Genomic DNA, 25212 nt, shown 5'->3' on the forward strand with positions numbered 1-25212 from the left:
AGTAGATGCTCTACAATAATTCATAGAACTTATTGATTTCAATGAATTTTGAAAAATTGTAAGATAATTTTAAACATGCTAACGTGGTTCCAAAATCACTGGAGAAAGTCTTATGAAACTCGCGGTATATAGCACAAAGCAGTACGACAAAAAGTATCTGCAACATGTTAACGAGACGTACGGTTTCGATCTTGAATTTTTCGACTTTCTGCTGACTGAAAAGACGGCTAAAACCGCCCACGGCTGCGAAGGCGTGTGTATCTTCGTTAACGATGACGGTAGCCGACCGGTACTGGAAGAGTTGAAAAAACAGGGCGTGAAATACATTGCCCTGCGCTGCGCGGGCTTTAACAACGTCGATCTCGATGCCGCCAAAGAGCTGGGTCTGAAGGTTGTTCGCGTTCCGGCCTATTCTCCGGAAGCCGTGGCAGAACATGCGGTCGGGATGATGATGTCGCTCAACCGTCGTATTCACCGTGCCTATCAGCGTACCCGTGATGCCAACTTCTCTCTGGAAGGGCTGACTGGCTTTACTATGTACGGTAAAACCGCAGGCGTGATCGGTACCGGCAAAATTGGTGTGGCCGCCCTACGCATCCTGAAAGGATTTGGCATGCGCCTGCTGGCGTTTGATCCGTACCCAAGCGCCGCTGCGCTGGAGCTGGGCGTGGAGTATGTCGATCTGAAAACGCTCTTCTCGCAGTCTGATGTTATCTCCCTGCACTGTCCGTTGACCCCGGAAAACTATCACCTGCTTAACCAGTCGGCGTTCGACCAGATGAAAGACGGCGTGATGATCATTAATACCAGCCGCGGCGGACTGATCGACTCTCAGGCCGCTATCGAAGCGTTGAAAACGCAAAAAATCGGCGCGTTGGGTATGGACGTGTATGAGAACGAACGCGATCTGTTCTTTGAGGATAAATCTAACGACGTGATTCAGGACGACGTGTTCCGTCGCCTGTCGGCCTGCCACAACGTGTTGTTCACCGGCCACCAGGCGTTTCTGACCGCCGAAGCGCTGATCAGTATTTCGGAAACCACGCTGGGGAATTTACAGCAGCTTGATAAGGGCGAAGCGTGCCCTAACGCGATCGTTTAAGACCGTCAGGCCGGGTGGCGGTAACCTCTGCCCGGCCAATAATAAGCCCATCAGAAAAATAAGCACAGGTTAACTATTAAGATGGCTAACGTTCATCGTAAATATAACAATCAAGGATATGACTGTTCCGGTGTGACCATATCAGAATGAGGCTCTGCTGAAGGCTGCGTGATTTGCTGCACTATCGTAACCAGTTGTTCAAAAACAGCTCTCATTTGCGTCGGGTAGGTTAAAGACAACCAGGTTGCCAGCACTGCTCCAGCCAAAAAGCCCAACTTCATACACCATCCCTAATAAATTTAGCGAGATACAAGCTTTAACGTATGTGTGGTGCCGGGTGCCTCCCGGTGAGTCGTTGGTCAGCCACCTTGACCCGCTACTGATTGCCTAAGCTACACGTGCTGTTTAGCCCCTCCGCACAGGGGGATTCACCACGCGAGAAAAATAACACAGTGCCCCGGCTGGTTTAGGGGATATTTCGTTTAAAAATAAATAATGACCATACAAAATTAATCTATAACTGTTTTCAGGAACCCTTCTACACTTTAAGCGGATATATCAGTAATAAGATTAATATAAGTCAGTTTTATTACGTCCCTAAATGCTGGGCTATTTACTTAGCCTTCACACATGTTGCCATTAGCAGAGGAGTCTGAAATATGGCATTCGTAACAACGAAAGATGGTGTCAGTATTTATTACAAAGACTGGGGTCCGAAGGATGCGCAGCCGATCGTTTTCCATCACGGCTGGCCGCTGAGCGCCGATGACTGGGATAACCAGATGCTCTTTTTCCTTGCAGAAGGCTTCCGCGTCATCGCCCTCGACCGTCGTGGTCATGGTCGTTCCGATCAGGTAAGTGAAGGTCATGATATGGATCATTATGCCTCCGACGCATCAGCCGTGGTCGAAAGCCTTGATTTGCGTAATGCAGTGCACGTCGGCCACTCCACCGGCGGAGGCCAGGTCGCCAGATACGTTGCGAAGTACGGCCAGCCTCAGGGGCGGGTGGCCAAAGCGGTACTGGTCAGCGCCGTTCCTCCGCTGATGGTAAAATCAGACACGAACCCCGGCGGTACGCCCATTGAGGTGTTCGACGGCTTCCGCCAGGCGCTGGCCGCTAACCGCGCCCAGTTTTACCTCGACGTCGCCAGCGGCCCTTTCTATGGATTTAACCGAGACGGAGCAGAGGTTTCGCAGGGAACAATCCAGAACTGGTGGCGTCAGGGTATGATCGGTAGCGCCAAAGCCCACTATGATGGCATTAAGGCATTTTCAGAAACCGACCAGACGGACGATCTCAAAGCTATCACCGTTCCCGTGCTTGTGTTGCAGGGTGATGACGATCAGGTCGTCCCGTATAAAAATGCCTCCCTTCTTCAGGATAAGCTGCTCGCAAACAGCGAGCTTAAAATCTATCCAGGCTTCCCGCATGGGATGCATACCACGCATGCAGATACCATAAATGCCGATATCCTGACGTTTATTCGCTCATAAAGACGTTGATTATCCATAAAACAACCGGGCACCACGCCCGGTTCTCTTTTGCGGCAAGAATTGAGCGACCATTTCAGGAAGAAACGCTTACAGGAGTTTGATTTTTACTTCATACCCCTCCAGGCCTGTCATGGCCTCACGAGCGATAAACTCAATTTCAGATACTTCCTGCCCTGTTTTTTTTCGTAATTCTGCAATTTTTTTGGCTATAAGCGCTGAAATTTCTTCCTCTGCCTTTTGCGTCATTGCGTCAACTTTCATATTTACCTCTTGCGGCCGTTTACTGTTTCCAGTATCTAACTGGTTTTAACCATAACCCTATGTAAAGCGTAGACTATCTGCGTTACGTATGCTGCCTTCACCTTGAGATGAGGGGCAGATGGGGCCATTGCATTTAAATATGCATTTAGATTGCATTATTTGAATAAGCTGTTATTGTGCCAACGCCTTAGAGCACATAAACATAAGAAAAGATTTGACTCAAACTCGCCCCGCACCAGGGGCATTTTTTTTGCTCCCTATAAGCAAAAAACCCGCCATGAGCGGGTTTCTGCGTTATTCGGAAAGATTATTTGAAGACTTCTGCTACGGCCTGGAAGTTAGGGCCATGCTCTCGAGCGGCGATGATGACATAGTATTTCCCGCCCTTCTCATCTGCCAGTTTCGAGAGTTTTTGATGAAGATCTGAAGGTGAAGAAATTTGTCCACCTGAAGCCCCTACAGATACATTGCCCAGGTATTCAAGTTTGAAGTGGTGCGCTTCATCTTTGGAAATCATATCTGCCGCAGATGCGCCAAAGCTTGCAACTGTTAAAGCCAATACACTCCCTAATAGTGCTTTTTTCATATCATTCCTCCTGTTAATAAATCTATCTATTTAACATTAGCATCAAATATGGGAATGATCCGTGCCAATGTCGTAGAGAGACTGAGCGATAAGCGTCGCCTGTTGAGCATTATTACCTGCCCTCTCTGACGCAACCTGCGATTACAGCAGGTTCATCTACTATACTGACCTGTGCAGTTAGCATTTATCTGCCCGGTTGCGCGTAAGGTAACCGAAACTTACCTGTACCATGACCATCAGGAGAACAATATGCACACGAGTAAAACCCTGAAAAGGCTGCTAGCCGTATCAGCAGTTGCAGCAATGTTCAGCACCGTTGGCGTACAAGCCCAGACGACAAGCGCCGCGCAAACTAACGCTGCGGGCCAGGCTCAACCGGACGCCAGACTCAGCTCCGGCGACGAGAAAGCGTTGAAGGATATGGCGCAGGCCAATATCAACGAAGTCGCCGCCGCCAGGCTCGCCCTGGACAAGGCCCAGACCAGTGAAGTGAAAACATTCGCCCAGAAAATGGTCGACGACCACGGCGCCGCCCTGACCAAAGTGCAGGCCGTTGCCCAGAAAAAGGGCATAGAGCTGCCGACCGAGCCAGACGCCGCCCATAAAGCCCTGAACTCAAGGCTTGAAAACCAGCGCGGTGACGCTTTTGACAAAATGTATATGGAATATGCTGGCGTGAAGGACCACGAGAAGGTGCTGTCGAAGCTTAAGAGCGACGCCAGTAAAATTGACGATCCGGATGTGAAGGCTCTGGCCAACGAGCACACGCCAGTCGTTGAGCAGCATCTGAAGTCCGCCGAGCAGATGTCAACGCGTGCTGGCGCATCAGCCGATAAATAACGCGTCGGTGAAACGACTACTGCAAAATAAAGTGGGGCCCGCAGGCCCCACGCTTATTTCACCTTCCTGATGAATTATTCCGGCAACGCATAGACAACCACCTGATCGCCTACCTGATCCTTCAGGATCGTGTTCCCGCCAGCCACGAAGGCCACATACTGCCGACCCTTATATTCATACACGGACGGGTTCGCTACCGCTGGAGCTTCTGCCTGATCGGACCACAGCTCTTCACCGCTCTCTACCGAGTAGGCACGCACTTTGGCATCCATTGAAGCACCGATGAAGATCACGCCACCCGCCGTCACTGCCGGGCCACCAATGGTAGGCGAACCCCAGCTTTCCGGCATGAAGAAGCCATACTGCTGTGAGGCGCCAACCGGACGACGCCATTTCACATCGCCCGTGTGCATGTCTATCGCCACGATTTCGCCAAATGGCGGCTGCCAGCACGGCATGCCCAGCCAGTTGCTCGCCACCAGCAGACGCATACCGTACGGGGCGCCTTCCTGTGGGGCAAAGCCGCTTTCATTGCCGGAGTCTTTGTCCGCGTTATCGTAATCCTCACGGCTGTAGAGCTTCACGTACTGAACGATATGCGAGGTGTTGACGATGGCGATCTGTTTTTGCGGATCGAACGCCACCCCGCCCCACTGCACGCCGCCGGCGCTATCGGGATAGGTGAGCGTGCCTTCGCCTTTGGTGGTAGGCGGAGTATACATTCCCTCATAGGTCAGGTTATCCCACAGGCGAGAGCACTGGCCGCCACCGACGATATCCGCCAGCTTCCAGATTTCCGGCTTTTTCGACTGGTCGAGCAGCGGCGCAGGTTTGGTCGGGAACGGCTGTGTAGGCGAGAGAACTTCGCCCTGGACCGAACCATCACCCTGCGGAACCGGACGCTCTTCGATTGGCCAGACGTCCTCCCCGGTCAGGCGGTTAACCACAAACAGGAAGCCCTGCTTGGTGGCCTGAACCAGCGCCGGGATCTGCTTGCCGTCTACGGTGATATCCATCAGCGTCGGGGCAGAGTTGATGTCGTAATCCCAGACGTCGTGGTGTACCCACTGACGGGACCAGACCACTTTACCGGTGTTGATGTCCAGCGCGGTGGTGGAGGTGCCAAGCGGAATTGCGTCGACGCGGTTGCCGCCCCAATAGTTGGGAGACGGCGATGAGACCGGGAGATAGACCAGCCCATTGGCCTCATCGGCGGACATGTGCGTCCAGACGTTAGCGGTACCGGTACGCTTGCGGATCTCTGCCGGTATCGCCTCAAAGGTCCATTCAAGCTTGCCGGTCTGGGCGTTGACAGAAAATACGGTACCCGGAGGCGCTTCGGCATAGGCCCAGTCTTTCCCGGCCCAACCCACCAGCAGATGGTTGCCGACGACGGTTGGCGGTTGCAGGACAGAGAGCGGATACTTGGCGTTAACGGTGTTCCACTGATTCAGATCCAGCACCCCATTGTCCGCAAAGCCGCTGCACGGTTTGCCTGAATCGGCGTCCAGCGCAAAGAGCTTGCCGTCAACGGTGCCCATATAGACCATCTTCTGGCACGCCTCTCCCTTCACCGGATTTTTGGCCTGCCAGTAGGAAACGCCGCGGTTTTTCAGCACCGGCTGGGTCAGTGCCTTGCGCGACGATTTGGTGTCATAGTGCCACTTCTCTTTACCCGTGCCCGGATCCAGCGCAATCAGGCGATCGAAAGGGGTACCGATGTAGAGCGTGTCGTTAGCGAAAATGGGCGTTGCGGACCACACGGTCGCTGGCGTATCACCTTTACCATCCGAGACGTCGCCGGTATGGAACTCCCAGACTTTCGTTAATTTACTGACGTTATCCGCCGTGATCTGGGTAAGCGGGCTGTATTTCTGCGCGTTAAGCTGGCCGTGGAAGCTGTCCCAGGTTGGCGTGCCGGGCACCAGCGGCGTCGCTGGCTGGCTGGCCGAGGCGACTTTCTTTCCGTCACCGCTACCGGTTGAGGCATCGTCTGTGGTTTTTGTGGTTCCAGGCGCCTGCTGATCGGCCGCATCAATATTCAGTGATTCCTGGGTCCCCTGAGAGGCCTCAGCGGCTTTATCCTGCGCCTGCAGCGCGAACGGGGTGACCAGCAGCGCCAGCGCCGTCATGCTGACTTTTATGAAGGGATAATGCTTATCGTTATGCACGGGCGGCTCCTCAGGTTCTGACGGAATGGTTGTAACGGGCGGAATGGCTGCTCAGCATAATCAGACCAATCAGGCCGACCACCATGGCTGCCGTTATGATGTACTGGTGCAGCAGCGCGGCGGCAAAACCAATACCCGCCAACACCACCAGGGTGACAATAATCAGGAAAACACGCGCCCCGCGCCCCGATGCCGCACGTAACACAAAGATCAGTATCGCCAGCACCGCGCTGGCAATGGCCACGCCCAGTGCGCCAATGGTGTCTGTGACGCCGGTAAGCGGCGTCCACCAGGCGTATAGCGCCACCGCGAAGCCTATAACCGCGGCCAACAGCAGCAAAATAGTGCCGACGCGCGAAGATTGAGAATGCAACATACCAGGAATCCCCCTCTAAAAAATGCAAAATGGACCAACATTAAGGCGTTTTCGTGGATATATGTCCCTGCTGTTCGCGCGTGCAATGGCTATTAAAACAACGCGACGTGAAAAACGGCGGCATATTTCCCTAAACGTAACTGAGTATAGAAGAGGATTTTTTAAAGGGGCGTTTATCCGGCGAGTCCCCTTCCTCACGTTGAGCCCATAAGGCAGTGTGTTTCGCTAAAAACGCTCGGGCGAGGTTTATTGTCTGCTTTGAGCGAGGGACAAACGCTGGGTTGTAAAAAAAAATCGCCAGATGGGGTAGTAAAGGCTAGATTTAATTCAGGCATAACTGGTATGACCACATAAATAAGGCTCTATGAATGCGTTCAGTCATAATACCCGTCAATGAAGGTGGATTTCTGGCAGCCACAATTTGGGAAAGAAGCGATGCCAAAGCGATAGTGCTCCTTCATCCGGCAACGGCGGTTGTACAGGGGTTTTATAAGGGATTCGCAGAATATCTTTTTAACAGAGGATTCAACGTCCTCACATACGATTATCGCGGCACCGGCCTCTCTAAATCCGGGCTGGTCCGTACTTACCGCGTTTCGATGTCTGACTGGATCGACCAGGACGTCGGATGTATAACCGCCTGGGCTAAAGCACATTTTCCAGAGCTTAGCCTGTTGGCGGTAGGACACAGTGTGGGCGGGCATGCCGTTCTGCTTTCAACAGCCACCCACGCCCTGCAAGCTGCGGTCATTGTAGCCTCACATGCCGGGGTGACGAGCACCATCAAACGCACCACAGAAAAGGTGCGTGTCTGGTGCGTATTACGTGTTCTGGCTCCGATTCTGTGCCGTATCTTCGGTTACATGCCTGCCAGGCGCCTGGGGCTGGGTGAAGATTTACCGGCGCCAGTCATGCTTCAATGGGGGCGCTGGAGCGCAATGCCTGGATATTTCTACGATGATCCACACTGGAATGCACGCCAACGGGCAAGTGAGATCACCCTACCCGTGCTGGTAATGGGATTTGATGACGATCCCTGGGCTAACCGTGAAGCTATTGCGCGGCTGATGGAGCCGGTGCAACAAGCAAAAATAGAACGCTGCGAGATACGGCACGCAGAGTTTGGTCTTTCGTCCATTGGGCATATGGGATTTTTTCGTACGCGATGTGCGGAGAAATTATGGCCCGTCGTCGGTCAATGGCTGGAGAGTCAGTGCCCGGATTGAACGACGCGTGAACATGACCTTTCTGAGTATTCAACATATTAAAACCTGCCGGCATAAAAATTTGGAAATTTAACGGAAATGGTTAAGCTTCTTAGACACATGCTTAAGGGATAGTCAGGAAATGATTGTTAACTGTATGGTCTACCGTTCAGGCCACCCCGCCGAAACCGTAGATATTGAGGATATCAGTGAAGTCATCCAGGATACCGATGCGTTTATCTGGCTGGGGCTTTGGCAGCCTGAACCTGCGTTTATGTACAAAGTCCAGGAGGAGTTCGGTCTGCACGATCTGGCCGTTGAGGATGCGCTTAATGCACATCAGCGGCCTAAAATAGAGCGTTATGGCAGCTCGGCATTTATCGTTGTAAAAACCGTCAGTGGACAGGACGACAATATTGAGTTTGGCGAAACGCATTTGTTTGTGGGCCGAAACTTCCTTATTACGGTGCGCCATGGTGCTTCAGTGAGCTATGCACCTATACGCGCCCGTGCTGCTGAGGCCCCGGACATGCTTTCGTACGGTCCGGCTTATCCTCTTTACTGTATTCTGGATTTTATTGTTGACAGTTATGCAGAGCTGACTGCGCGCCTCAACACCAAAATTGGTGATATAGAAGCGACACTTTTTCACAGTGAATTTGACCGTGAAGCTATTCAGGACGTGTATTCCCTCCGCCGTAATCTACTCGGGCTTCGCAACGCCGCTCAGCCAGTAGAAGAAATCTGTACAGAGCTTATCCGCATTCATGAAGAACTTATTCCAAAACCCCTCAGGGCGTATTTCAGAGATATTCAGGATCACGCAAGCCATGTAGTAACGGATGTAAATGACATGCGTGAGCTGCTAAGCAGCGCGATGCACGTTAACCTGGCACTGGTTTCAGTGCAGCAAAACGAAGTCGTGAAGAAACTGGCCGGTTGGGGGGCCATCCTCGTGATCCCGACGGTAGTCTTTAGCATGTATGGTATGAACTTCGAACATATGCCGGAACTGAAGACGCTCTTTGGTTATCCGGCTACGGTCGCTGTCACGCTGGGAGCCTGTGTATTACTGTGGCTTCGGCTCAAACGCTCTCGCTGGCTTTGATTGATAAGCGATCTGATAGTTTTTGGTGTCGTGAAGTACAGTAAAGCTTCACGCTTATGTCGATTATGCCACGACACCATACCCTATCCGTTATTTCCCCTGCATATGTCGGTACATTCCTGTTCACCGGGACCCGGTTGCTCAATCCGGGATCGCCCGCTCCACCGTTTATAAAATCCTGAAAAACGAGGCTATCACAGGGCAAGGTCACTCGTTATTCTAAATTATCAAACCACATCGATAATTATTATATTTGTTTATGATTCATTGAGCTCAGATGTGAATTTATATTGACGGACGTAAACATTATTTTTTCACACAAGGATGGTTAATATGAAAAGGGTTTTTATGACGGCTGCATTAACGGGTTTATTTGTCAGTAATAATCCGTATGCAGGAGAAAGCTATCTGGTCTATAACCCACATAATATTGCGGTATTTGAAGTGCGTTTCTTTAATGTTGGCGACGGCCCCTTTATGCCGGACTGGCCGAATGCGTCTGAGTCAACCTGGGATCTTGGCCAGCAACAAAAAGAAAAAATACTCGATGCTATGCGTTACTGGGCTGAGGTTATTACCCCCAGCCCAGGGCAACTGCCTGCCATTATCAATGTGGGGACGTTTAACGACGAGAATGCCGCAGGTTCCAGCGATTCAGTTACCGACGGCATTATAAGTCTGACGCAGTTGCAAGGCGCATTGAACGGTATTGATACCGGAGAGCTGACCTTTGGCTCCCACGCCCAGTTCATCATGGGCAAACTGGATTTTGATAACGTTCCCTATGTGCCCGCGCAATTGCCGCGCACTGGAAAGGCCGATCTGGTCAGCGTCGCTGTTCATGAGCTGGCACATGGACTGGGAATATCCAATATGGTTACCGATCTGCAAGGAAGTGGCACATTCACGCCTGCTTTTGATACCGTGCCTTTTGGCTCCTGGACCAGCCATCTGCGCGATGACCGTGGCAATCCTGCCCGGCCAGGGCAAGTAATATTATGTAATGGATGCAATAACAGATGGGATCCACAAGGCTTTGATGTACGGCTTGATAAAGGCTATTTCACCGGCAGGCATGTGGATGAAGTCCTTGCAGGCGCCATGCCTGGCGTGCCGGTGAAAATGTTAGCAGACGACGGCTCGGTCGATGATAACTACATGAGCCATATCGAGCTGAAAAACAGCATGATGAGCCATCAGAACTACCGCAATTACACCACGTTTATGGAAGCGGAACTGGCGTTGCTGCAGGATATGGAATATCAGATTGACCGGCGTAACTTTTTCGGTTTTTCGCTGTATGGCAACGGGCAAACGCTCGTTAACCGCAATGGCTATTTTCAGCGTAATCAGCAGGCGGATGGCTATCTGGCTGGTCAATACAATACCGCTAATCTGGGAGTTGGCCTGCATGTGTATGGCAGTAATAACCATATCTTTCAACAAGCGGACCTGTTGACGTCAGGGGCTGGCGGCGCGGGCATCCGTATAGATGGGCAAAATAACACCCTGAGCATCGATCCCGGTGTACGGATATACGCCGATGGCGTTAATGGCCGTGGGGTGATGTTTGCCTACGGTAAACAGCACAGCCTTATTCAACGTGGCGACGTTCAGGCACTGGGAGCCAGTGGCGTCGGTATCAGTTTTGATTTTGGCAATAACCTCCTGGGTAACGAGGTGGACTATCGTGGATCCTGGCTTCATATCGTGGACGGCTATTACGATGCGTTATTACCCGAGTTGCAGGGAGCGCTGGTAGACAATGCCGACATCAGCGGACGGGTTGCCGGTAAAGGCGCGGCGATTTATATATCACCGAACGCGCTGGTCGGTAATATAAATATATTAACGGGTGCCCGGCTGGAGGGTGATATTTATTCGGACTACGCCCAGCGGGATGACTATGGCCAACAGCGGTTAACGCTGCTTACCTTCGGTCGGAAGGCCAATGCGTACGGGCAAGCGACGGAAGCTGCCGATGCTGATTTCAGCTTTACGTACCGCGGAAACATTGAAGGTATCAATAATCTGGCACTGGACGCGCACGGAGGGAAAACCTCGCTTAATGGCGATTTCCAGATTTACAGCATGACTATCGCGCCAGGTGCCAGCCTGTCCGGCAACGCCAGCTATACGCTTAATGAGGAAGGCCGCTTTGTAAATAACGGGATCCTTGCTCCGGGTAATTCACTTGGGCAAATCAATATATCCGGTGCTTATCAACAGGGGAATACCGGGCAGTTGTTGTTGGAAGTCGACGGGCGCGGCAGGCATGATACTCTGCGAGTGGACGGTCACGCACAATTTGACGGTCAACTGACGTTTGCGCCGCAGCCGGACTGGTACGCAACAAACTGGCGTCTGAATACGCAAGATTTGCTAAAAACGGACGCTTCCGACGGCAATTTCAGTGCGGTGAACAGCGTGCTCCGTTCACCCACGCTAACGCTGCAAACAACGCCACAGGGAAAGAATGGCTGGCAGCTCTCAATGCTGCGCGCTTCAAACGCATACAGCCGGTATGCGCAGGACGCTAATGCGCGTCAGGTAGGGCAAGCGCTGGATAAAATTGTGGCGGAAGCTAAGTCGGATATACAACCGCTGTACCGTACTCTGGATTTCTCAGCCACTGATGGCGGGAGTATCAGCAATGCCTTGCCGCAACTTTCTGCGGGCGCCTACAGCGCCATGTTCGCAAGTTCCCTGCAGCGTGAACAGCAGATAGCGCGGATCGTTGGCGGGCCAAATCCTGTGGTTATGCCGAAGCAACTGACGGAAGGCGAATGGCGCAGCTTTGCCATACCCTTTGGCGGCGGCTTCTGGCAACAGCGTCAGGGTGACAGTGTAGGGTACGACGCCAGCAGTTATGGCATTGTATTCGGTGCTGAAAAACAAAACGATGAGAATCACAACTGGATTTATGGCTTTCATGGTGCGGTCAGCGGTCAGTCGGTGACAGTGAAATCACCAGAAACCGCAACCGGGAAAACCACTGCTTTCGATCTGGGTGTTCATGCTCGTTACGGCGCTGAAAGGTCCGAAGGAATGTATTTATTCGGCACTGGCCGATTGGGTATTGAAGACAGCTGGCTGGACAGAAACATTAATGTAGAAACTTACGGAGCAAGCCACCATGCCACCTGGACCGGATTGTCAGGTTCTGTTACGGCCGGCGGAGGCTATCGATGGGCGCTGAATAATAATGTGAACGCCGGACCGGTAACGTCATTGAATTACACCACATTACATCGTCCCGGCGTGAAGGAAAGCGGCAATGACGGCAGCCGACTGATGCTGGGTTCGCAGACCTTCGATTCTCTGAGATCAAGTATCGGGGTGAATGGTAACTGGAATGTACCCCTCGCTTCAGGGGCATCGTTCGCAGCTGAGCTGCAGCTCAGCTGGGATCATGAACTGCTTGATGGCAACGTAGTGCAACAAGCCTCTTTCGCCAACTATCGAAGCACAGGGTTTAGTTCCAGGAATCAGGTGACTGGTCGTGACACTCTGGGTGTTAAGGCAGGTATGAGCTATAAAATCAACGCTGATGTCGAATTGGGCATCGGGGTTGAAAGCGAAATGTTTCGTTCTGGCTATGACTCGATTGCAGGTAATCTTTCAGCCACCTGGCGTTTCTGATGTCTGAGGACGAGAAAATAATAGGACTGGCCCTGTCCCCGGCGTTGCCGGGGTATTCCTGAAGGCTTTTGATATCAAAAATGGCTTGTGTCGCCCTGGCCATGCTCACCTGAACCTTTAACCCGCTTAAGCTGGATCTCTTCACCACGTTGCCAGGCATCCGCTCCCTTAGCAACTGGGTGCGCCACAATATCCTTACGTTCTTCTTTGATGGCTTGCGTGCTCACGTCAAAGCGTCGATCTCTGTCCGCCAGAAGTTTAGGGTCTAACTGCCCTTCCCCGGTAAAGCCCATCATCAGTGCCGGAATGCCGAGCGGCAGCTTTTTATCGCGGTCGGTGTGCCAGGTATGCCAGGTCTTGCCGTAGGTATTCACAATTTTGCTCATCAATGCTTTGTCAGCCACTGCAGGTAAACCTGGAGCAATCAGGCTGCCGGATTTCACTTCATATTGATGGCTGTGCCACAATTTTTTTTCTTCCGGCGGCAGTGTGTTAAACAAACGCTCACTAATAATGTACTCAACGCCCATTAAACGGGCATCTTTGGTGTTACCGTCGTAGATCACCGCCTGCATCACGTCTTCATTCAACACGGTTACATAATGATGGGCTTCCATCTGGCCATTTTTATCCCCGCTATAAAAATGGAAACCGTCAAGGTAGGCACTCATTGCATCAATGGGCGGACGGGACTGGATAAGCTGAGCACCGGCTTCAAGCGTGCTCGTCCCGACGGAGGTTTTTACACCCGGAAGAGGCGTATTTGAAGGGGTATTGTTCGCGCCACAACCCACTAACGTCAGGCTCGACAATAATAAAAGCGATAATGGTTTCATTGACCCTCCCTGTAAAAGTCACTTTACTGAAAGTAGTACATTCGCGCAGACACGCCAGGAGAGTTTTTATTAAACCATCCGGCAAACTGGCGTACGTTCCGTTTAAGAACACCATTTAAATACTGGCAGAAAGAGCATCAGAGATTTGTTTGATCAATTGCCATTTATATCAATGTCCGCTTCTGGCACAAAACAGCCATTAACATTCATCGAATTCTCAGTAAATCTGAATACCGGGTCGTATACCGCGGCGAAAGCATTTCACGCTTCATCTGCCATTGCTGCTGTATGCCCTGCCCGGCAAAATAAAGCGTACCCTTTCCATCTTTCGCGTTCAGACGATCCAGCACTTCCATCAGCTTTTCACTTCCGGCACGCGGCGCGCTGTTGTCAAACAAATTGAGCTGGGCAACGCCCTGGCTGAAGAAGTCCCCGAGCATAATGCCGGCTTTCTGGTAGCGGTGACCCTCCTTCCAGATTTTGTCGAGGCACTTTACCGCGGCGTTGATAATGTCGCGGGAGTCCTGAGTGGGTGTGAGAAGCGTCATTGAGGCACTGTTGCCGTAATAGGGTTCGTTCAGAGCGAACGGAGAGGTCTTTACGAACGCCGAGATAAAGCGGCAATACTGGTGCTCGCCACGTAACTTCTCAGCGCCACGAGCCGCATAGCTGCATATAGCCTGGCGCACCTGCTCGTATTCTGTCACGCGCTCACCGAATGACCGACTACAGACGATCTCCTGCTTTGTCGGTGCAAACTCTTCCAGATCGAGGCACGGCTCGCCGCGCAGCTCCCGGACCGTTCGCTCCAGCACTACATTGAAGTGCTTGCGGATAATCCACGTGCTCTGCTCTGAGAGATCCAGCGCCGTTTTGATACCCATCGCATTGAGCTTCTTGCTGATGCGCCTGCCCACGCCCCATACGTCCTCTACAGGCACGATAGCCAACAACCGGCGCTGGCGGTCGATATTGGATAAATCAACCACCCCACCCGTCTGCTGCTGCCATTTCTTCGCCGCGTGATTTGCCAGCTTCGCCAGCGTCTTCGTCTGGGCTATGCCAACGCCGACCTTCAGGTGCGTACGCTTCAAAACCGTTTCACGGATCTCCTTGCCAAAATCAGTCAGGTCCCGGCAATTACGAACCCCGGTGAGATCACAAAAGGCCTCATCAATGGAATATATTTCGACGCGAGGGCTTATTTCTTCCAGCGTGGTCATTACCCGGCTGGACATGTCAGCGTAAAGTTCGTAGTTACTGCTGAAGCAAACCACGCCGGCGCGCCGGAACAGGTCTTTCTGCTTAAAGTATGGCGCCCCCATGGTAACGCCAGCGGCTTTGGCCTCTGCGCTGCGCGCTATCACGCAACCGTCGTTATTTGAGAGGACAACCACCGGTCGGCCTCTCAAATCTGGCCTGAATACCGTCTCGCATGATGCATAGAATGAATTCACATCACAGAGCGCAAACATATCAGCTGGCCGATTTAACAATAAAAGTGACCACACCAAAAACGTCCAGCGTGTCTTCACTGCCAACGATAATCGGTGAATAAGCGCTGTTCATCGGATTGAGTTGAACATTAGGCCGCAGTTGCAGGCGCTTAACGGTGAATTCCCCTTCCACCGCGGCGATGACGATATCGCCGTGCTCAGCCGTTCGGGAACTATCGACCACCAGTAAATCGCCGTCGCTTATTCCCCCTTCAATCATTGAATCACCCGCGGCTTTAACGAAATACGTCGAGCTGGGGTGGGCAACCAGAAGTTCATTAAGATCAATGCGCTGCTCCACATAATCGGCTGCCGGGCTTGGGAATCCGCACTGAACTAAATCGCTGAAAAGTGGAAGCGCGATAATCTCACGCAGTTCTGTAGGTCTGATAAATTCCATTACGCATACCTCTAACACTGTTTTTATATACAGTAGTTTTGTTTTGAAGCACGCGCAAGGCAGCTGAACCGTAGCGACTGTTTAAACCTTCACCGTTTCGTTTGTAAGTTTCTCTCTGGCTTCAAATTATGGTTTTTGTAAATTTTACGATTAAACGCTTCGACTGCTCGTTTTAAAGGCTAAATGAATAGATTGTCATCAACATAAACAAGGTGAAGGGCGGCATAGCATTTCTTTAGCCGGAATGTCGTTTGACTGTACCCATATACAGTAGTATTTTTACGTGCAGACAGAATCGCACAATTAATATTCATAGGGAAAAAATAATGTTTGTTGAACTGGTTTATGACAAGCGAAACGTACAGGGGCTGGAGGGAGCCAGGGAGATAATTCTGGCTGAACTGACAAAACGTGTGCACCGGATTTTTCCTGATGCCAGCGTGACGGTTAAGCCAATGCAGGCGAATGGCCTGAATAGCGATGCCAGCAAAAGCGACCGGGAAAAGCTGAACCGTATGCTTGAGGAAATGTTTGAAGAGTCGGACATGTGGCTGACGCAAGAGTAACAAGGTTAACAAATACCAGCCCACCGGGGAAAAACCGGGCGCAATGCCCGGTTCTGTTTTCAGCCAGTAATGCCTTTAATCACTCACCCGCGGTTCTCCAGCATCGGTTCATTTCTCGGATCGTGCCCGCAAGATAAAAACGCCTCCCGGAATTTCTGCCCATTTTCTCGCGTTATCTTGTACAAGATACAGCTTTTGCATGTCGATCAAGTCATCTTATCCCTGCCCTATACTTTGAGTATGACATCCGACTGGAGGTTTCTATGTGTGGACGCTTTGCACAAGCCCAAACCCGTGAAGAATACCTGGCCTACCTTGCCGACGAAGGCGATCGCGACATCGCGTATGACCCGGCCCCCATTGGCCGGTACAACGTCGCGCCCGGTACCAAAGTCCTGCTGCTGAGCGAACGCGACGAACTACTGCACCTCGATCCGGTGTTCTGGGGCTACGCACCTGGATGGTGGGACAAAGCACCACTGATTAACGCACGTGTCGAAACCGCGGCCACCAGCAGAATGTTTAAACCTCTGTGGCAACATGGCCGGGCGATCTGTTTTGCCGATGGATGGTTCGAATGGAAGAAGTCAGGTGACAAGAAACAACCCTACTTCATCCACCGGGCCGACGGTCAGCCAATCTTTATGGCGGCGATCGGAAGCACACCGTTTGAGCGCGGCGATGAAGCCGAGGGATTTCTGATTGTGACGTCTGCGGCTGATAAAGGCCTCGTCGACATTCATGACCGCAGGCCACTGGTTTTGTCACCAGAAGCGGCACGCGAGTGGATGCGACAGCATGTTGGCGGGAAAGAAGCTGAAGAGATAGCTTCAGATGGTGCAGTGCCCGCCGATAAGTTCGTCTGGCATGCGGTAACGCGTACAGTAGGAAATGTAAAAAACCAGGGGAGGAATTTGATAGAGCAAATAGAAATCAAATCTGATCTTAGTTAGACCTGCACTTTTTAGATGGGATAATAAAACCCTTCCCTCTATTGAAGTCAAAACCTTTGACAACTCCTGTCATTTTACGGGACAAATTATTTCCTTGCTATAAATCAAATTTGACGACACAGGAAAAATTTGGATTGGCTAATCTAATCTGTATGGCCTCCCAGATGGCTAAAATAAGATTTGCTTAAAAGATCTACACGTGCCTTAATGATGCGGTTGGTTCGATGCAATGTGAATCTGACTTTTCCAAAGTAGTCCTCATAACCAGGTGCTATCTCTGATATCCCCTCCTCTTGAGTCCATACGTATGCCATCATGCGTTTCTTTTCATGAACTTGTAACTTTTAAGTGTTCAAGTGGAGTTTTTATGTCATCAAAAATGATAGGTCTTGTTAAGTGGTTTAACGATGATAAGGGCTTTGGCTTCATCTCCCCACTCGATGGAAGTAAAGATATCCTTGTTCACTCTTCTTCTCTACAGGGAGAGACATTCAAAACTCTTTTTGAAGGCCAAAAAGTTAAATTTGCTGTCATTGCCGGTACCAAAGGTCCGACAGCTGCAAATGTTACGCTTTGCGATAAATAACCCCCCTCAATGACCGCTTAAGCTTCTGTGAATTAAATAATCAGAAGCGTCATTTATCGTTTGCGAATATCATTACAACAGGCCAGCATATTTACAGCACCGTCAAATTTGCTGACCGATGTGATGAAATGCAGGACTGCTGCATGAATAGTCTCAAAGCAGAAGTTAACTGCTTATAAAATATTAAAGTGCGTAAGAGGTTAGGCAGCCTCCAAAAGCATCACTTCTTAGTTATTATATGAGATTTTTTAGTAATTCTGAGGGGATTTGAACAACGCGTTGCAGTAAGGGCAAACCAGTTGAGCTCCCTTTTGTACACGATTGTAACTATGCTCCGAGTCTCTTGTGCAGTTTGGACAAGGGCATTTGACTAAATAATTTCGGCGGAATTGCGTGTTTTTACGTGCAGACATAAGCTTCTCCAGTACAAATGGACTGCTACAGTACACGTTAAGGCAGAATATTGCTTGTTTTAATTTCGAAAGAGGTAACTAAACGTTAATAAATCAACCCCCTTTCGAACAACCCTGGGCCATAAAACCCCCTGAAATACATGGTGATACATGAAAAAAGTAATTATTTTCTTTAATGGTAAACCAGGTAAAGTAATCACCATACTTAAGGGCGTGACATCAATACGCGAACAATACCCTAATGGAGAAGGGATAAACCTTCCGATAATGTCAGCCGGTTTTCCCTCTTTAACAGGTGACCATGAAGTTGTCTATGTTGCATCAGATCGAGAGCTTACATCTCAGGAAATATTAGATGCAGCCAGGAAGTATCTATAAGCTTCAATATCTTCTACCAACACTCAACACTGCGGATAACCTTCAGTAACAAGCATTATTAAAACAATTAGGAATTATCAGTATTGCCTACCTGGCGTAGGCTTTTTTTTTCATTTAGCAGACGATACATTCCTGTCTAATGTCATATATTTTTTAGGACTCGGAACATTTTTTGATTCAAACAGTCTAAAAGATATACTCACAAAGGGGGCCTTTATGACAACGCTTATCATCTCTACTATTGTGGCAATGGTACTGGCATTGATGATTTTAAGTCTGATCAAGATCGGGATCAGCGTATCGAACAATCCTGATGAACTGTAATGTATTCAAGTTTCCATAACCTCTTTATTTACTGGGCAGCCTATTCACCTTTCCTCGCAGGCAGCGCCACTCCAGCCCCGGGTACGTTCCACAATTAATTCCCTCTCCATTGGCGCAGCAGGAAGCTGCCCAGTCGTTTGCCCTGATATATAGGGTCAGCCATAAGAAAGTTATCCTGTAAATTTCGCAGAATTTAAGGATTCATTTTGGAGAGGAATTTGGAGGAGTTTCGGGGAAGAAAAAATCGAACAAAAAACCGGGCATCGCGCCCGGTTCTGTTTCCACACTAAAAAGCCCTTAAACACTCAATCCACGATTCTCCAGCATCGGTTCGATCCTCGGATCGTGCCCGCGCCAGTTCCGGTAAAGTTCAGCTAAATCAGTACTGTTGCCGCGCGACAAAATCGCCTCGCGGAATGTCTGTCCGTTTTCGCGTGTCAAACCACCCTGCTCGACAAACCACTGATAGCCATCGTCCGCCAGCATCTGCGTCCAGAGATAGGCGTAATAGCCCGCCGCGTAGCCGCCGCCGAAGATATGGGCAAAATAGCTGCTGCGATAGCGCGGCGGTACGGCTGGAAGATCCAGCCCTTCTTTTTTCAACGCGGCGGCTTCAAAGGCTTCCACGTCTTCAACGGGCTCATGAATGCCGTGCCAGTTCATATCCAGCAGCGCGGCGCTCAGCAGTTCCGTCATGTCATAACCCTTATTAAACTGGGTCGCATTGAGCATTTTTTCCCGCAGCGCATCCGGCATCGGCTCGCCGGTTTGATAATGACGGGCAAAGTGCGCAAACACCTGCGGATGGCTGGCCCAGTGTTCATTGATCTGCGACGGGAATTCAACGAAATCACGCGGCGTGTTGGTGCCTGAAAGCGTGGCATAGCGCTGGCTGGCAAACAGGCCATGCAGCGTATGGCCAAACTCGTGGAACAGGGTAATCACATCATCCCAGGAGATCAGCGCGGTCTGCCCGTTCGCTGGTTTTTGATAGTTGCAGACGTTATAAATCACCGGACGCGCGGCAAACTCGTAAGACTGCTCAACAAAATTCCCCATCCACGCCCCGCCCGCTTTGGAATCACGCGCGAAAAAGTCGCCGTAGAACAGCGCCATGCCTTCACCCGTGTGGTCGAAAATCTCCCACACGCGAACGTCCGGGTGATAAACCGGAATATCGAAACGCTCGACAAAGCGGATACCGAACAACTGCGTGGCGGTCCAGAATACGCCATCTTCCAGCACGGTATTGAGCGCGAAATAGGGTTTGATCTGCGACTCATCCAGCGCGTATTTCGCTGAACGCACGCGTTCGGCATAAAACGCCCAGTCCCAGGCCTGCACCGTAAAACCGCCCTGCTCGTCGTCAATGACCTTCTGAATATCCGCCTGCTCCAGCGCGGCCCTGCTGCGCGCCGCAGGAACTATCCCGCGCATGAATTCGAGCGCGGCATCCGGCGTTTTCGCCATCTGATCGGCAATGCTCCAGCTGGCATAGTTGTCAAAGCCGAGCAGCTGCGCCTGTCTTGCCCGCAACGCGGTAAGCCGACGGATCAGGTCGCGCGTATCGTTTTCGTCGCCTTTTTGAGTGCGTTCCCAGCCCGCGCTAAAAAACTTTTTACGGGTCTCGCGCAGAGACAGCGCCGCCAGCGCGGGCTGTTGCGTGGTATTCAGAAGCGGGATCAGCCAGCGATCGGTCAGCCCTTTTTCTGCGGCAGCATGAGCCGCGGCAGCCATCTCCTCCGCACTGAGTCCGTCAAGCTGGTGAACATCATCCACCACCAACCCTCCCGCCTTATTCGCCGCCAGCAGGCGCTGGTTGAACTGGCTGGTCAGGGTGGCGGCTTCGGTATTCAGAGATTTCAGCTCGGCTTTTTCATCGGCGTTCAGACGCGCGCCCGCAAGAACAAAGTGCTGATACGTCACCTCCGTCAGTCGGCGGGATTCGGCATCCAGCGTGTCGCGATCCTGCCAGACGGCTTCCACGCGGGCGAAAAGCGTATCGTTTAGCCAGATATCGTTCGCCAGCCCGGCCAGTTCGGTGGAGAACTGCTCGTCCAGTGCCTGAAGATAATCGTTGGTGTGTGCGGACGTCATGGCGAAGAACACGCTGCTGACGCGCGACAGCATGGCCCCGCTCTTTTCCAGCGCCAGCACGGTGTTGTTGAAGTCCGGCACGGCGCTCTGCGCGATAATCGCGTCAATATCTGCACGCTTGAGGCGCATTGCTTCATCAAACGCCGGGCGATAGTGGCTGTCTTCTATCACATCAAAACGCGGAGCCTGATAAGGCAGCAGGCTAACGTCAAAGAAAGGGTTGTTGACCGACATCGTTTACTCCTGAGCACGGTATTTCTCACCAGAGTAGGCCAGCCTGCTCCGGCCTGCAATGGCGTCATACAAATGTTGCCTTAACGACCCGCCCGAGAGCGTGCTATGGTAGTACAACACAAAAAGCGTTGAGGAACAGTGAGATGATTATATTAGTTACCGGGGCGACAGCAGGTTTTGGTGAAAGCATCACGCGTCGCTTCGTCGCCAACGGACATAAGGTGATTGCAACGGGTCGTCGTCAGGAGCGTCTCCAGGAGTTGAAAGACGAGCTGGGCGACAGCATCCTGACCGCACAGCTGGACGTGCGCAACCGCGCCGCCATTGAAGAGATGATTGCCAACCTGCCTGCCGAATGGCGTGAAATCGACGTGCTGGTCAATAACGCTGGCCTGGCGCTGGGCATGGAGCCTGCCCACAAAGCCAGCGTGGAAGACTGGGAGAACATGATCGACACCAACAACAAAGGCCTGGTGTACATGACCCGCGCCGTGCTGCCGGGCATGGTTGAACGTAACCGTGGTCATATCATTAATATCGGTTCCACCGCAGGCAGCTGGCCTTACGCGGGCGGCAACGTCTATGGCGCAACCAAGGCCTTTGTACGCCAGTTCAGCCTGAACCTGCGCACCGACCTGCACGGTACCGCGATCCGCGTGACCGATGTTGAGCCGGGTCTGGTCGGTGGAACGGAATTCTCCAACGTGCGTTTCAAAGGCGATGACGCGAAAGCGGATAAAACCTATGAAAATGCGAATGCGCTGACGCCGGAAGATATCACCGAAACCGTCTGGTGGGTCGCGACGCTGCCGAAGCATGTCAACATCAACACGGTTGAGATGATGCCCGTCAGCCAGACCTATGCCGGACTCAGCGTGCATCGCGGGTAATTCACCCTTCCCGGCCTGCGGGCCGGGTATGTGATGACGGTTAAAAGAATGGTAGTATGTTCAGGTTAACTCTCTGAGAAATCACAACCCATGGCCGCTGAATCGCAACTTAATCCTACCCAGCCTGTAAATCAGCAAATTTATCGCATCTTACGCCGTGATATCGTTCGCTGCCTGATCCCACCGGGAACGCCACTCTCAGAAAAAGAGGTTTCGGTACGTTTTGACGTTTCCCGTCAGCCCGTGCGCGAGGCGTTTATTAAGCTCGCAGAAAACGGCCTTATCCAGATCCGCCCTCAGCGCGGCAGCTATGTAAATAAAATTTCGCTTTCGCAGGTACGGAATGGCTGTTTTGTTCGCCAGGCCATTGAGTGCGCCGTTGTGCGTCGCGCCGCGTCGCTCATCAACGATAACCAGTGCTACCTGCTGGAGCAAAACCTGCATCAGCAACGCATTGCCATCGACCGCAAACAGTTAAACGACTTTTTCCAGCTGGACGACGAATTTCACCAGAAACTGGCGCAGATCGCCGAGTGCCAGCTCGCGTGGGATACCGTCGAAAACATCAAAGCTACCATCGACCGCGTGCGCTACATGAGCCTCGACCATGTTTCTCCGCCAGAGATGTTGCTGCGCCAGCATCACGATATTTTCAGCGCACTGGAAAAACGCGACGTGGAAGCCGTAGATAAAGCGATGACGCTTCACCTCCAGGAAATTAGCGAGTCAGTTCAGTTAATTCGTCAGGAAAACCGCGAGTGGTTCAGCGAAGAATAAAACCTCGCCGCCCCCTTTCGGTTGCGGCGAAGTGATTAGCGGACCACTAATACCGGAATAGTGGCGTAGCGCAGGATAGTTTCAGCATTCGAGCCCAGCAGATGTGTTGTCATGCTCGGGTTTCTTGACCCAATAACAATAACGTCATATTTCCCCTCTTTGCTGAGCTGGATGATTTCATCGCGTACGTTGCCGAAACGTACTTCACAATCAATATTTTCTGGGGACGTATCAAAGAGCCGTTTCAGTGCCTTCATCTTCTTATCCGACTCGGCGGTCATATACTCTTCGAACTTCTTAATATCGGCATTGAACCCCCGCAGTAACGAACGACTGCTGTTAGGGAGAATGTTGACCAGGGTGATCGTCGCGCCTTCCGATTTCGCGAGGTTGACCGCGTGGCGTACCGCTTTATCGCTTAGATCCATTTCAAACACGTCAACAGGCATCAAAATTTTCTTATACATAAGCCTGACTCCTTTTCCGATGAAGGGTTATTTTCTGCCTCCAGAATGGCATTGTGGATATAAACAAAGCCTAAACACTTGCGTCTGGAAACTATCAATTAAGGAAAATAACTGTCCGCTTTGTAAAGCGGTGTCCTGAACCGTCAACGCCATCAGGAAATAAGAAAAAAGTGTGAGCTTGATCAAAAGCAAATAATTTCGTTTAAGAGAGGCGTATTAATAGTGCCCCGTGAACGGCAGCCGTTGAATTAGCGCCGTAACGGATAAGTGCGAGAGGAGAAAATACCATGATGACATACGACCGTAACCGAAATGCAATCACCACTGGCAGCCGCGTCATGATTAGCGGCACAGGTCAGTTTGGCGTGATTAAAGCGATCCACAGCGACGGCCTTAATGCCGAGCAGGTGCGTCGTGGTAAAACGGTTGAAGTGGAAGGATGCGAAGGTAAGTTCGAACCGATTGAGCTGATTCGCCTGGGGATGCACTAAGCTGTGCCCCGACATGCCGCCGTGAACGGCGGCATGTCAAAGCGTTAAAGCCGGGCTGCGTACTCAGCAACCGTGGCCTTCGCGCCTTTTTGCAGCAACGTTTGATAGGCCTGCATGACGGCAGCCACGAATACCGTGTCCTTCGGCAGCTCGTTACCGAAAATAGCCTCAATGCCCAACAGCGCGCTAACGCGGCTTTCACCTTCAGCGCTACCGTTTACCGCCGCCTGAATCACCGCCAGCTGCGGATCGCTCACCTCAATCGCGTTACCCTGCTCATCCACACCGCCGACATAACGCATCCAGCCCGCCACGCCGAGGGCCAGCAGCGGGAAGGGTTTCTGGTGGACAAGGTGCCAGCGCACGGAATCGAGCATGCGCTGCGGCAATTTCTGGCTACCGTCCATGGCGATTTGCCAGGTGCGGTGACGCAGGGCCGGATTGCTGTAACGCGCAATCAACTGGTCGGCATAACGACCCAAATCCACGCCCCGCACTTTCAGCGTCGGCGCCTGCTCTATCAGCATCAGCGCATGCGCGGCTGCGCGATAATGTTCATCTTCCATGCAGTCGTTAATGTGCTGATAACCGGCAAGATAGCCGAGATAGGCCAGGAACGAGTGGCTGCCGTTAAGCATTCGCAGCTTCATCTCTTCAAACGGAATGACATCAGAAACCAGCTCCGCACCGGCCTTTTCCCACTGGGGACGTCCGGCAACAAAATTATCTTCCACCACCCACTGGCGGAACGGCTCGCAGGCGACACCTGCCGGATCGCGTACGCCAGTCAGCTGTTCGATTTTATCCAGCGTATCAGCCGTGACGGCGGGCACAATGCGGTCCACCATCGTTGACGGGAAGGTGACGTTCGCTTCGATCCAGTCCGCCAGTTCGCCGTCTACGGCGCGCGCGTAGGCACAGGTCACATTGCGCATCACGTGGCCGTTCTCCGGCATGTTATCGCATGACATCACGCTGAATGCCGGTAGCCCCGCCGCCTTGCGACGCGCTAGCGCCTCAACCACCACGCCCGGCGCAGATTTAGGCTGATGCGGGTTTTGCAGGTCTGCAACGATTAACGGATGATCGAACATCAGTTGTCCGGTTGCCGGGGAGTGGCAATATCCTTTCTCGGTGATGGTCAGGGAAACAATGGCGACCTGCGGCTCACACAGCGCCGCCAGCACGGTTTCCAGCCCGTCGATCTGCGCATGCAGCGCGTTTTTGACGACGCCGACCACGCGCGCCGTCCACGCATCGGCAGACATCTCTGCCACGGTATAAAGGTTATCCTGTGCCTTCAGATCGGCGATCTGCTGTTCGCCGCCAATCAGGTTAACTTCGCAGTAACCCCAGTCGCTGCCCTGTTCTGCGGCGAGTATATCGGTGTACACCGCCTGGTGCGCACGGTGAAACGCGCCAAACCCTAAATGAACAATGCGTGCCTTGAGGCTGTCGCGATCGTATTGAGGATGCGTTGCCTTCGCCTGTAATAACCGGTTTTCCATGATTGAGAC

Annotated in this window: 25 protein-coding genes; 14 read left to right on the plus strand and 11 right to left on the minus strand. The window is 51.8% G+C overall.

Annotated features, from left to right (window positions below):
* Window positions 1–112: 112 nt before the first annotated feature.
* Both AC4OVS_RS11975 and AC4OVS_RS11980 read left to right on the plus strand, forming a co-directional pair.
* Entirely contained in the window at window positions 113–1102 is a 990-nt protein-coding gene (locus AC4OVS_RS11975) for a 2-hydroxyacid dehydrogenase (protein ID WP_003857375.1), read from the plus strand.
* A 659-nt stretch (window positions 1103–1761) separates the two neighbouring features.
* Window positions 1762–2598, plus strand: a complete 837-nt coding sequence (locus tag AC4OVS_RS11980) for an alpha/beta fold hydrolase (RefSeq protein WP_022648007.1) — start codon at window positions 1762–1764, stop codon at window positions 2596–2598.
* A gap of 87 nt (window positions 2599–2685) precedes the next feature.
* Here AC4OVS_RS11980 and AC4OVS_RS11985 read toward each other — a convergent pair whose 3' ends face one another.
* Window positions 2686–2859, minus strand: a complete 174-nt coding sequence (locus AC4OVS_RS11985; protein WP_022648006.1) for a GnsA/GnsB family addiction module toxin — start codon at window positions 2857–2859, stop codon at window positions 2686–2688.
* Window positions 2860–3166: 307 nt separating this feature from the next.
* Window positions 3167–3445, minus strand: a complete 279-nt coding sequence (locus tag AC4OVS_RS11990) for a YdgH/BhsA/McbA family protein (RefSeq protein WP_003857380.1) — start codon at window positions 3443–3445, stop codon at window positions 3167–3169.
* A gap of 249 nt (window positions 3446–3694) precedes the next feature.
* Here AC4OVS_RS11990 and AC4OVS_RS11995 point away from each other — a divergent pair, with 249 nt between their 5' ends.
* On the plus strand, window positions 3695–4285 hold the full coding sequence (locus AC4OVS_RS11995; protein WP_193132035.1) for a DUF4142 domain-containing protein: 591 nt from the start codon (window positions 3695–3697) through the stop codon (window positions 4283–4285).
* Window positions 4286–4359: 74 nt separating this feature from the next.
* Here the strand turns inward: AC4OVS_RS11995 and AC4OVS_RS12000 are convergent, their stop codons facing one another.
* Window positions 4360–6456 carry a pyrroloquinoline quinone-dependent dehydrogenase gene (locus tag AC4OVS_RS12000; protein WP_022648004.1) on the minus strand — a complete coding sequence of 699 codons (2097 nt, stop codon included), beginning with the start codon at window positions 6454–6456 and terminating at the stop codon, window positions 4360–4362.
* 10 nt (window positions 6457–6466) lie between these two features.
* Entirely contained in the window at window positions 6467–6832 is a 366-nt protein-coding gene (locus AC4OVS_RS12005) for a hypothetical protein (RefSeq protein WP_045621686.1), read from the minus strand.
* A gap of 368 nt (window positions 6833–7200) precedes the next feature.
* Between AC4OVS_RS12005 and AC4OVS_RS12010 the strand changes: the two genes are divergently transcribed.
* The 3 genes from AC4OVS_RS12010 to AC4OVS_RS12020 all read left to right on the plus strand — a co-directional run bounded on the left by AC4OVS_RS12010 (window position 7201) and on the right by AC4OVS_RS12020 (window position 12787).
* Window positions 7201–8058, plus strand: coding sequence for an alpha/beta hydrolase family protein (locus AC4OVS_RS12010; protein WP_023306125.1), 858 nt, complete (start codon window positions 7201–7203; stop codon window positions 8056–8058).
* A 121-nt stretch (window positions 8059–8179) separates the two neighbouring features.
* On the plus strand, window positions 8180–9145 hold the full coding sequence (locus AC4OVS_RS12015) for a magnesium and cobalt transport protein CorA (protein WP_022648001.1): 966 nt from the start codon (window positions 8180–8182) through the stop codon (window positions 9143–9145).
* Window positions 9146–9478: 333 nt separating this feature from the next.
* Window positions 9479–12787 (plus strand): autotransporter outer membrane beta-barrel domain-containing protein, encoded by a 3309-nt coding sequence (locus AC4OVS_RS12020; protein ID WP_410022500.1) that lies wholly within the window; start codon window positions 9479–9481, stop codon window positions 12785–12787.
* Window positions 12788–12861: 74 nt separating this feature from the next.
* On the opposite strand, the gene AC4OVS_RS12025 is transcribed toward AC4OVS_RS12020, so the two are convergent.
* The 3 genes from AC4OVS_RS12025 to AC4OVS_RS12035 form a co-directional block, all read right to left on the minus strand.
* Window positions 12862–13623 carry an OBAP family protein gene (locus AC4OVS_RS12025; RefSeq protein WP_038415995.1) on the minus strand — a complete coding sequence of 254 codons (762 nt, stop codon included), beginning with the start codon at window positions 13621–13623 and terminating at the stop codon, window positions 12862–12864.
* A 206-nt stretch (window positions 13624–13829) separates the two neighbouring features.
* On the minus strand, window positions 13830–15098 hold the full coding sequence (locus tag AC4OVS_RS12030; RefSeq protein WP_032622206.1) for a Y-family DNA polymerase: 1269 nt from the start codon (window positions 15096–15098) through the stop codon (window positions 13830–13832).
* Window position 15099: 1 nt separating this feature from the next.
* On the minus strand, window positions 15100–15519 hold the full coding sequence (locus AC4OVS_RS12035) for a translesion error-prone DNA polymerase V autoproteolytic subunit (RefSeq protein ID WP_022647996.1): 420 nt from the start codon (window positions 15517–15519) through the stop codon (window positions 15100–15102).
* A gap of 326 nt (window positions 15520–15845) precedes the next feature.
* On the opposite strand from AC4OVS_RS12035, the gene AC4OVS_RS12040 reads away from it, so the two are divergent.
* The 3 genes from AC4OVS_RS12040 to AC4OVS_RS12050 all read left to right on the plus strand — a co-directional run bounded on the left by AC4OVS_RS12040 (window position 15846) and on the right by AC4OVS_RS12050 (window position 17624).
* The gene (locus tag AC4OVS_RS12040) at window positions 15846–16085 is read left to right on the plus strand and encodes a DinI family protein (protein ID WP_006808847.1); all 240 of its coding nucleotides are present in this window, start codon (window positions 15846–15848) and stop codon (window positions 16083–16085) included.
* Window positions 16086–16348: 263 nt separating this feature from the next.
* Complete coding sequence (locus tag AC4OVS_RS12045) at window positions 16349–17038, plus strand: SOS response-associated peptidase (RefSeq protein ID WP_038415993.1); 690 nt, start codon at window positions 16349–16351, stop codon at window positions 17036–17038.
* Between the two features lie 367 nt (window positions 17039–17405).
* Window positions 17406–17624, plus strand: a complete 219-nt coding sequence (locus tag AC4OVS_RS12050; protein ID WP_022647994.1) for a cold shock domain-containing protein — start codon at window positions 17406–17408, stop codon at window positions 17622–17624.
* A 248-nt stretch (window positions 17625–17872) separates the two neighbouring features.
* On the opposite strand, the gene AC4OVS_RS12055 is transcribed toward AC4OVS_RS12050, so the two are convergent.
* Window positions 17873–18037, minus strand: coding sequence for a YnfU family zinc-binding protein (locus tag AC4OVS_RS12055; RefSeq protein ID WP_232934454.1), 165 nt, complete (start codon window positions 18035–18037; stop codon window positions 17873–17875).
* Between the two features lie 150 nt (window positions 18038–18187).
* Between AC4OVS_RS12055 and AC4OVS_RS12060 the strand changes: the two genes are divergently transcribed.
* Window positions 18188–18415, plus strand: a complete 228-nt coding sequence (locus tag AC4OVS_RS12060; RefSeq protein WP_491922446.1) for a hypothetical protein — start codon at window positions 18188–18190, stop codon at window positions 18413–18415.
* 216 nt (window positions 18416–18631) lie between these two features.
* Complete coding sequence (locus tag AC4OVS_RS12065; protein ID WP_022647993.1) at window positions 18632–18739, plus strand: YnaM/YnfT family protein; 108 nt, start codon at window positions 18632–18634, stop codon at window positions 18737–18739.
* 297 nt (window positions 18740–19036) lie between these two features.
* Here AC4OVS_RS12065 and dcp read toward each other — a convergent pair whose 3' ends face one another.
* Complete coding sequence (gene dcp, locus AC4OVS_RS12070; RefSeq protein ID WP_491922447.1) at window positions 19037–21070, minus strand: peptidyl-dipeptidase Dcp; 2034 nt, start codon at window positions 21068–21070, stop codon at window positions 19037–19039.
* Window positions 21071–21213: 143 nt separating this feature from the next.
* Between dcp and ydfG the strand changes: the two genes are divergently transcribed.
* Window positions 21214–21960, plus strand: coding sequence for a bifunctional NADP-dependent 3-hydroxy acid dehydrogenase/3-hydroxypropionate dehydrogenase YdfG (ydfG, locus tag AC4OVS_RS12075; RefSeq protein ID WP_022647991.1), 747 nt, complete (start codon window positions 21214–21216; stop codon window positions 21958–21960).
* 90 nt (window positions 21961–22050) lie between these two features.
* A complete protein-coding gene (locus tag AC4OVS_RS12080; RefSeq protein WP_003857403.1) occupies window positions 22051–22737 on the plus strand; it encodes a GntR family transcriptional regulator in 687 nt (228 codons plus the stop codon).
* Window positions 22738–22772: 35 nt separating this feature from the next.
* On the opposite strand, the gene AC4OVS_RS12085 is transcribed toward AC4OVS_RS12080, so the two are convergent.
* Window positions 22773–23204 carry a universal stress protein gene (locus AC4OVS_RS12085; protein ID WP_063163238.1) on the minus strand — a complete coding sequence of 144 codons (432 nt, stop codon included), beginning with the start codon at window positions 23202–23204 and terminating at the stop codon, window positions 22773–22775.
* A 287-nt stretch (window positions 23205–23491) separates the two neighbouring features.
* Here AC4OVS_RS12085 and ydfZ point away from each other — a divergent pair, with 287 nt between their 5' ends.
* Complete coding sequence (ydfZ, locus tag AC4OVS_RS12090) at window positions 23492–23695, plus strand: putative selenium delivery protein YdfZ (RefSeq protein ID WP_003857405.1); 204 nt, start codon at window positions 23492–23494, stop codon at window positions 23693–23695.
* Between the two features lie 44 nt (window positions 23696–23739).
* Here the strand turns inward: ydfZ and AC4OVS_RS12095 are convergent, their stop codons facing one another.
* Window positions 23740–25203: a mannitol dehydrogenase family protein gene (locus AC4OVS_RS12095; RefSeq protein WP_032624328.1), complete on the minus strand. Its 1464-nt coding sequence runs from the start codon at window positions 25201–25203 to the stop codon at window positions 23740–23742.
* Window positions 25204–25212: the final 9 nt, after the last annotated feature.

Source organism: Enterobacter sp. 4974935 (genome assembly GCF_058661735.1).

Bases quoted from the DNA above. Each gene is read 5' to 3' on its own strand.
- AC4OVS_RS11975 (WP_003857375.1), top strand. From the start codon at position 113: ATGAAACTCGCGGTATATAGCACAAAGCAGTACGACAAAAAGTATCTG.
- AC4OVS_RS11980 (WP_022648007.1), top strand. From the start codon at position 1,762: ATGGCATTCGTAACAACGAAAGATGGTGTCAGTATTTATTACAAAGAC.
- AC4OVS_RS11985 (WP_022648006.1), bottom strand. From the start codon at position 2,859: ATGAAAGTTGACGCAATGACGCAAAAGGCAGAGGAAGAAATTTCAGCG.
- AC4OVS_RS11990 (WP_003857380.1), bottom strand. From the start codon at position 3,445: ATGAAAAAAGCACTATTAGGGAGTGTATTGGCTTTAACAGTTGCAAGC.
- AC4OVS_RS11995 (WP_193132035.1), top strand. From the start codon at position 3,695: ATGCACACGAGTAAAACCCTGAAAAGGCTGCTAGCCGTATCAGCAGTT.
- AC4OVS_RS12005 (WP_045621686.1), bottom strand. From the start codon at position 6,832: ATGTTGCATTCTCAATCTTCGCGCGTCGGCACTATTTTGCTGCTGTTG.
- AC4OVS_RS12010 (WP_023306125.1), top strand. From the start codon at position 7,201: ATGCGTTCAGTCATAATACCCGTCAATGAAGGTGGATTTCTGGCAGCC.
- AC4OVS_RS12015 (WP_022648001.1), top strand. From the start codon at position 8,180: ATGATTGTTAACTGTATGGTCTACCGTTCAGGCCACCCCGCCGAAACC.
- AC4OVS_RS12020 (WP_410022500.1), top strand. From the start codon at position 9,479: ATGAAAAGGGTTTTTATGACGGCTGCATTAACGGGTTTATTTGTCAGT.
- AC4OVS_RS12025 (WP_038415995.1), bottom strand. From the start codon at position 13,623: ATGAAACCATTATCGCTTTTATTATTGTCGAGCCTGACGTTAGTGGGT.
- AC4OVS_RS12030 (WP_032622206.1), bottom strand. From the start codon at position 15,098: ATGTTTGCGCTCTGTGATGTGAATTCATTCTATGCATCATGCGAGACG.
- AC4OVS_RS12035 (WP_022647996.1), bottom strand. From the start codon at position 15,519: ATGGAATTTATCAGACCTACAGAACTGCGTGAGATTATCGCGCTTCCA.
- AC4OVS_RS12040 (WP_006808847.1), top strand. From the start codon at position 15,846: ATGTTTGTTGAACTGGTTTATGACAAGCGAAACGTACAGGGGCTGGAG.
- AC4OVS_RS12045 (WP_038415993.1), top strand. From the start codon at position 16,349: ATGTGTGGACGCTTTGCACAAGCCCAAACCCGTGAAGAATACCTGGCC.
- AC4OVS_RS12050 (WP_022647994.1), top strand. From the start codon at position 17,406: ATGTCATCAAAAATGATAGGTCTTGTTAAGTGGTTTAACGATGATAAG.
- AC4OVS_RS12055 (WP_232934454.1), bottom strand. From the start codon at position 18,037: ATGTCTGCACGTAAAAACACGCAATTCCGCCGAAATTATTTAGTCAAA.
- AC4OVS_RS12060 (WP_491922446.1), top strand. From the start codon at position 18,188: ATGAAAAAAGTAATTATTTTCTTTAATGGTAAACCAGGTAAAGTAATC.
- AC4OVS_RS12065 (WP_022647993.1), top strand. From the start codon at position 18,632: ATGACAACGCTTATCATCTCTACTATTGTGGCAATGGTACTGGCATTG.
- dcp (WP_491922447.1), bottom strand. From the start codon at position 21,070: ATGTCGGTCAACAACCCTTTCTTTGACGTTAGCCTGCTGCCTTATCAG.
- ydfG (WP_022647991.1), top strand. From the start codon at position 21,214: ATGATTATATTAGTTACCGGGGCGACAGCAGGTTTTGGTGAAAGCATC.
- AC4OVS_RS12080 (WP_003857403.1), top strand. From the start codon at position 22,051: ATGGCCGCTGAATCGCAACTTAATCCTACCCAGCCTGTAAATCAGCAA.
- AC4OVS_RS12085 (WP_063163238.1), bottom strand. From the start codon at position 23,204: ATGTATAAGAAAATTTTGATGCCTGTTGACGTGTTTGAAATGGATCTA.
- ydfZ (WP_003857405.1), top strand. From the start codon at position 23,492: ATGATGACATACGACCGTAACCGAAATGCAATCACCACTGGCAGCCGC.
- AC4OVS_RS12095 (WP_032624328.1), bottom strand. From the start codon at position 25,203: ATGGAAAACCGGTTATTACAGGCGAAGGCAACGCATCCTCAATACGAT.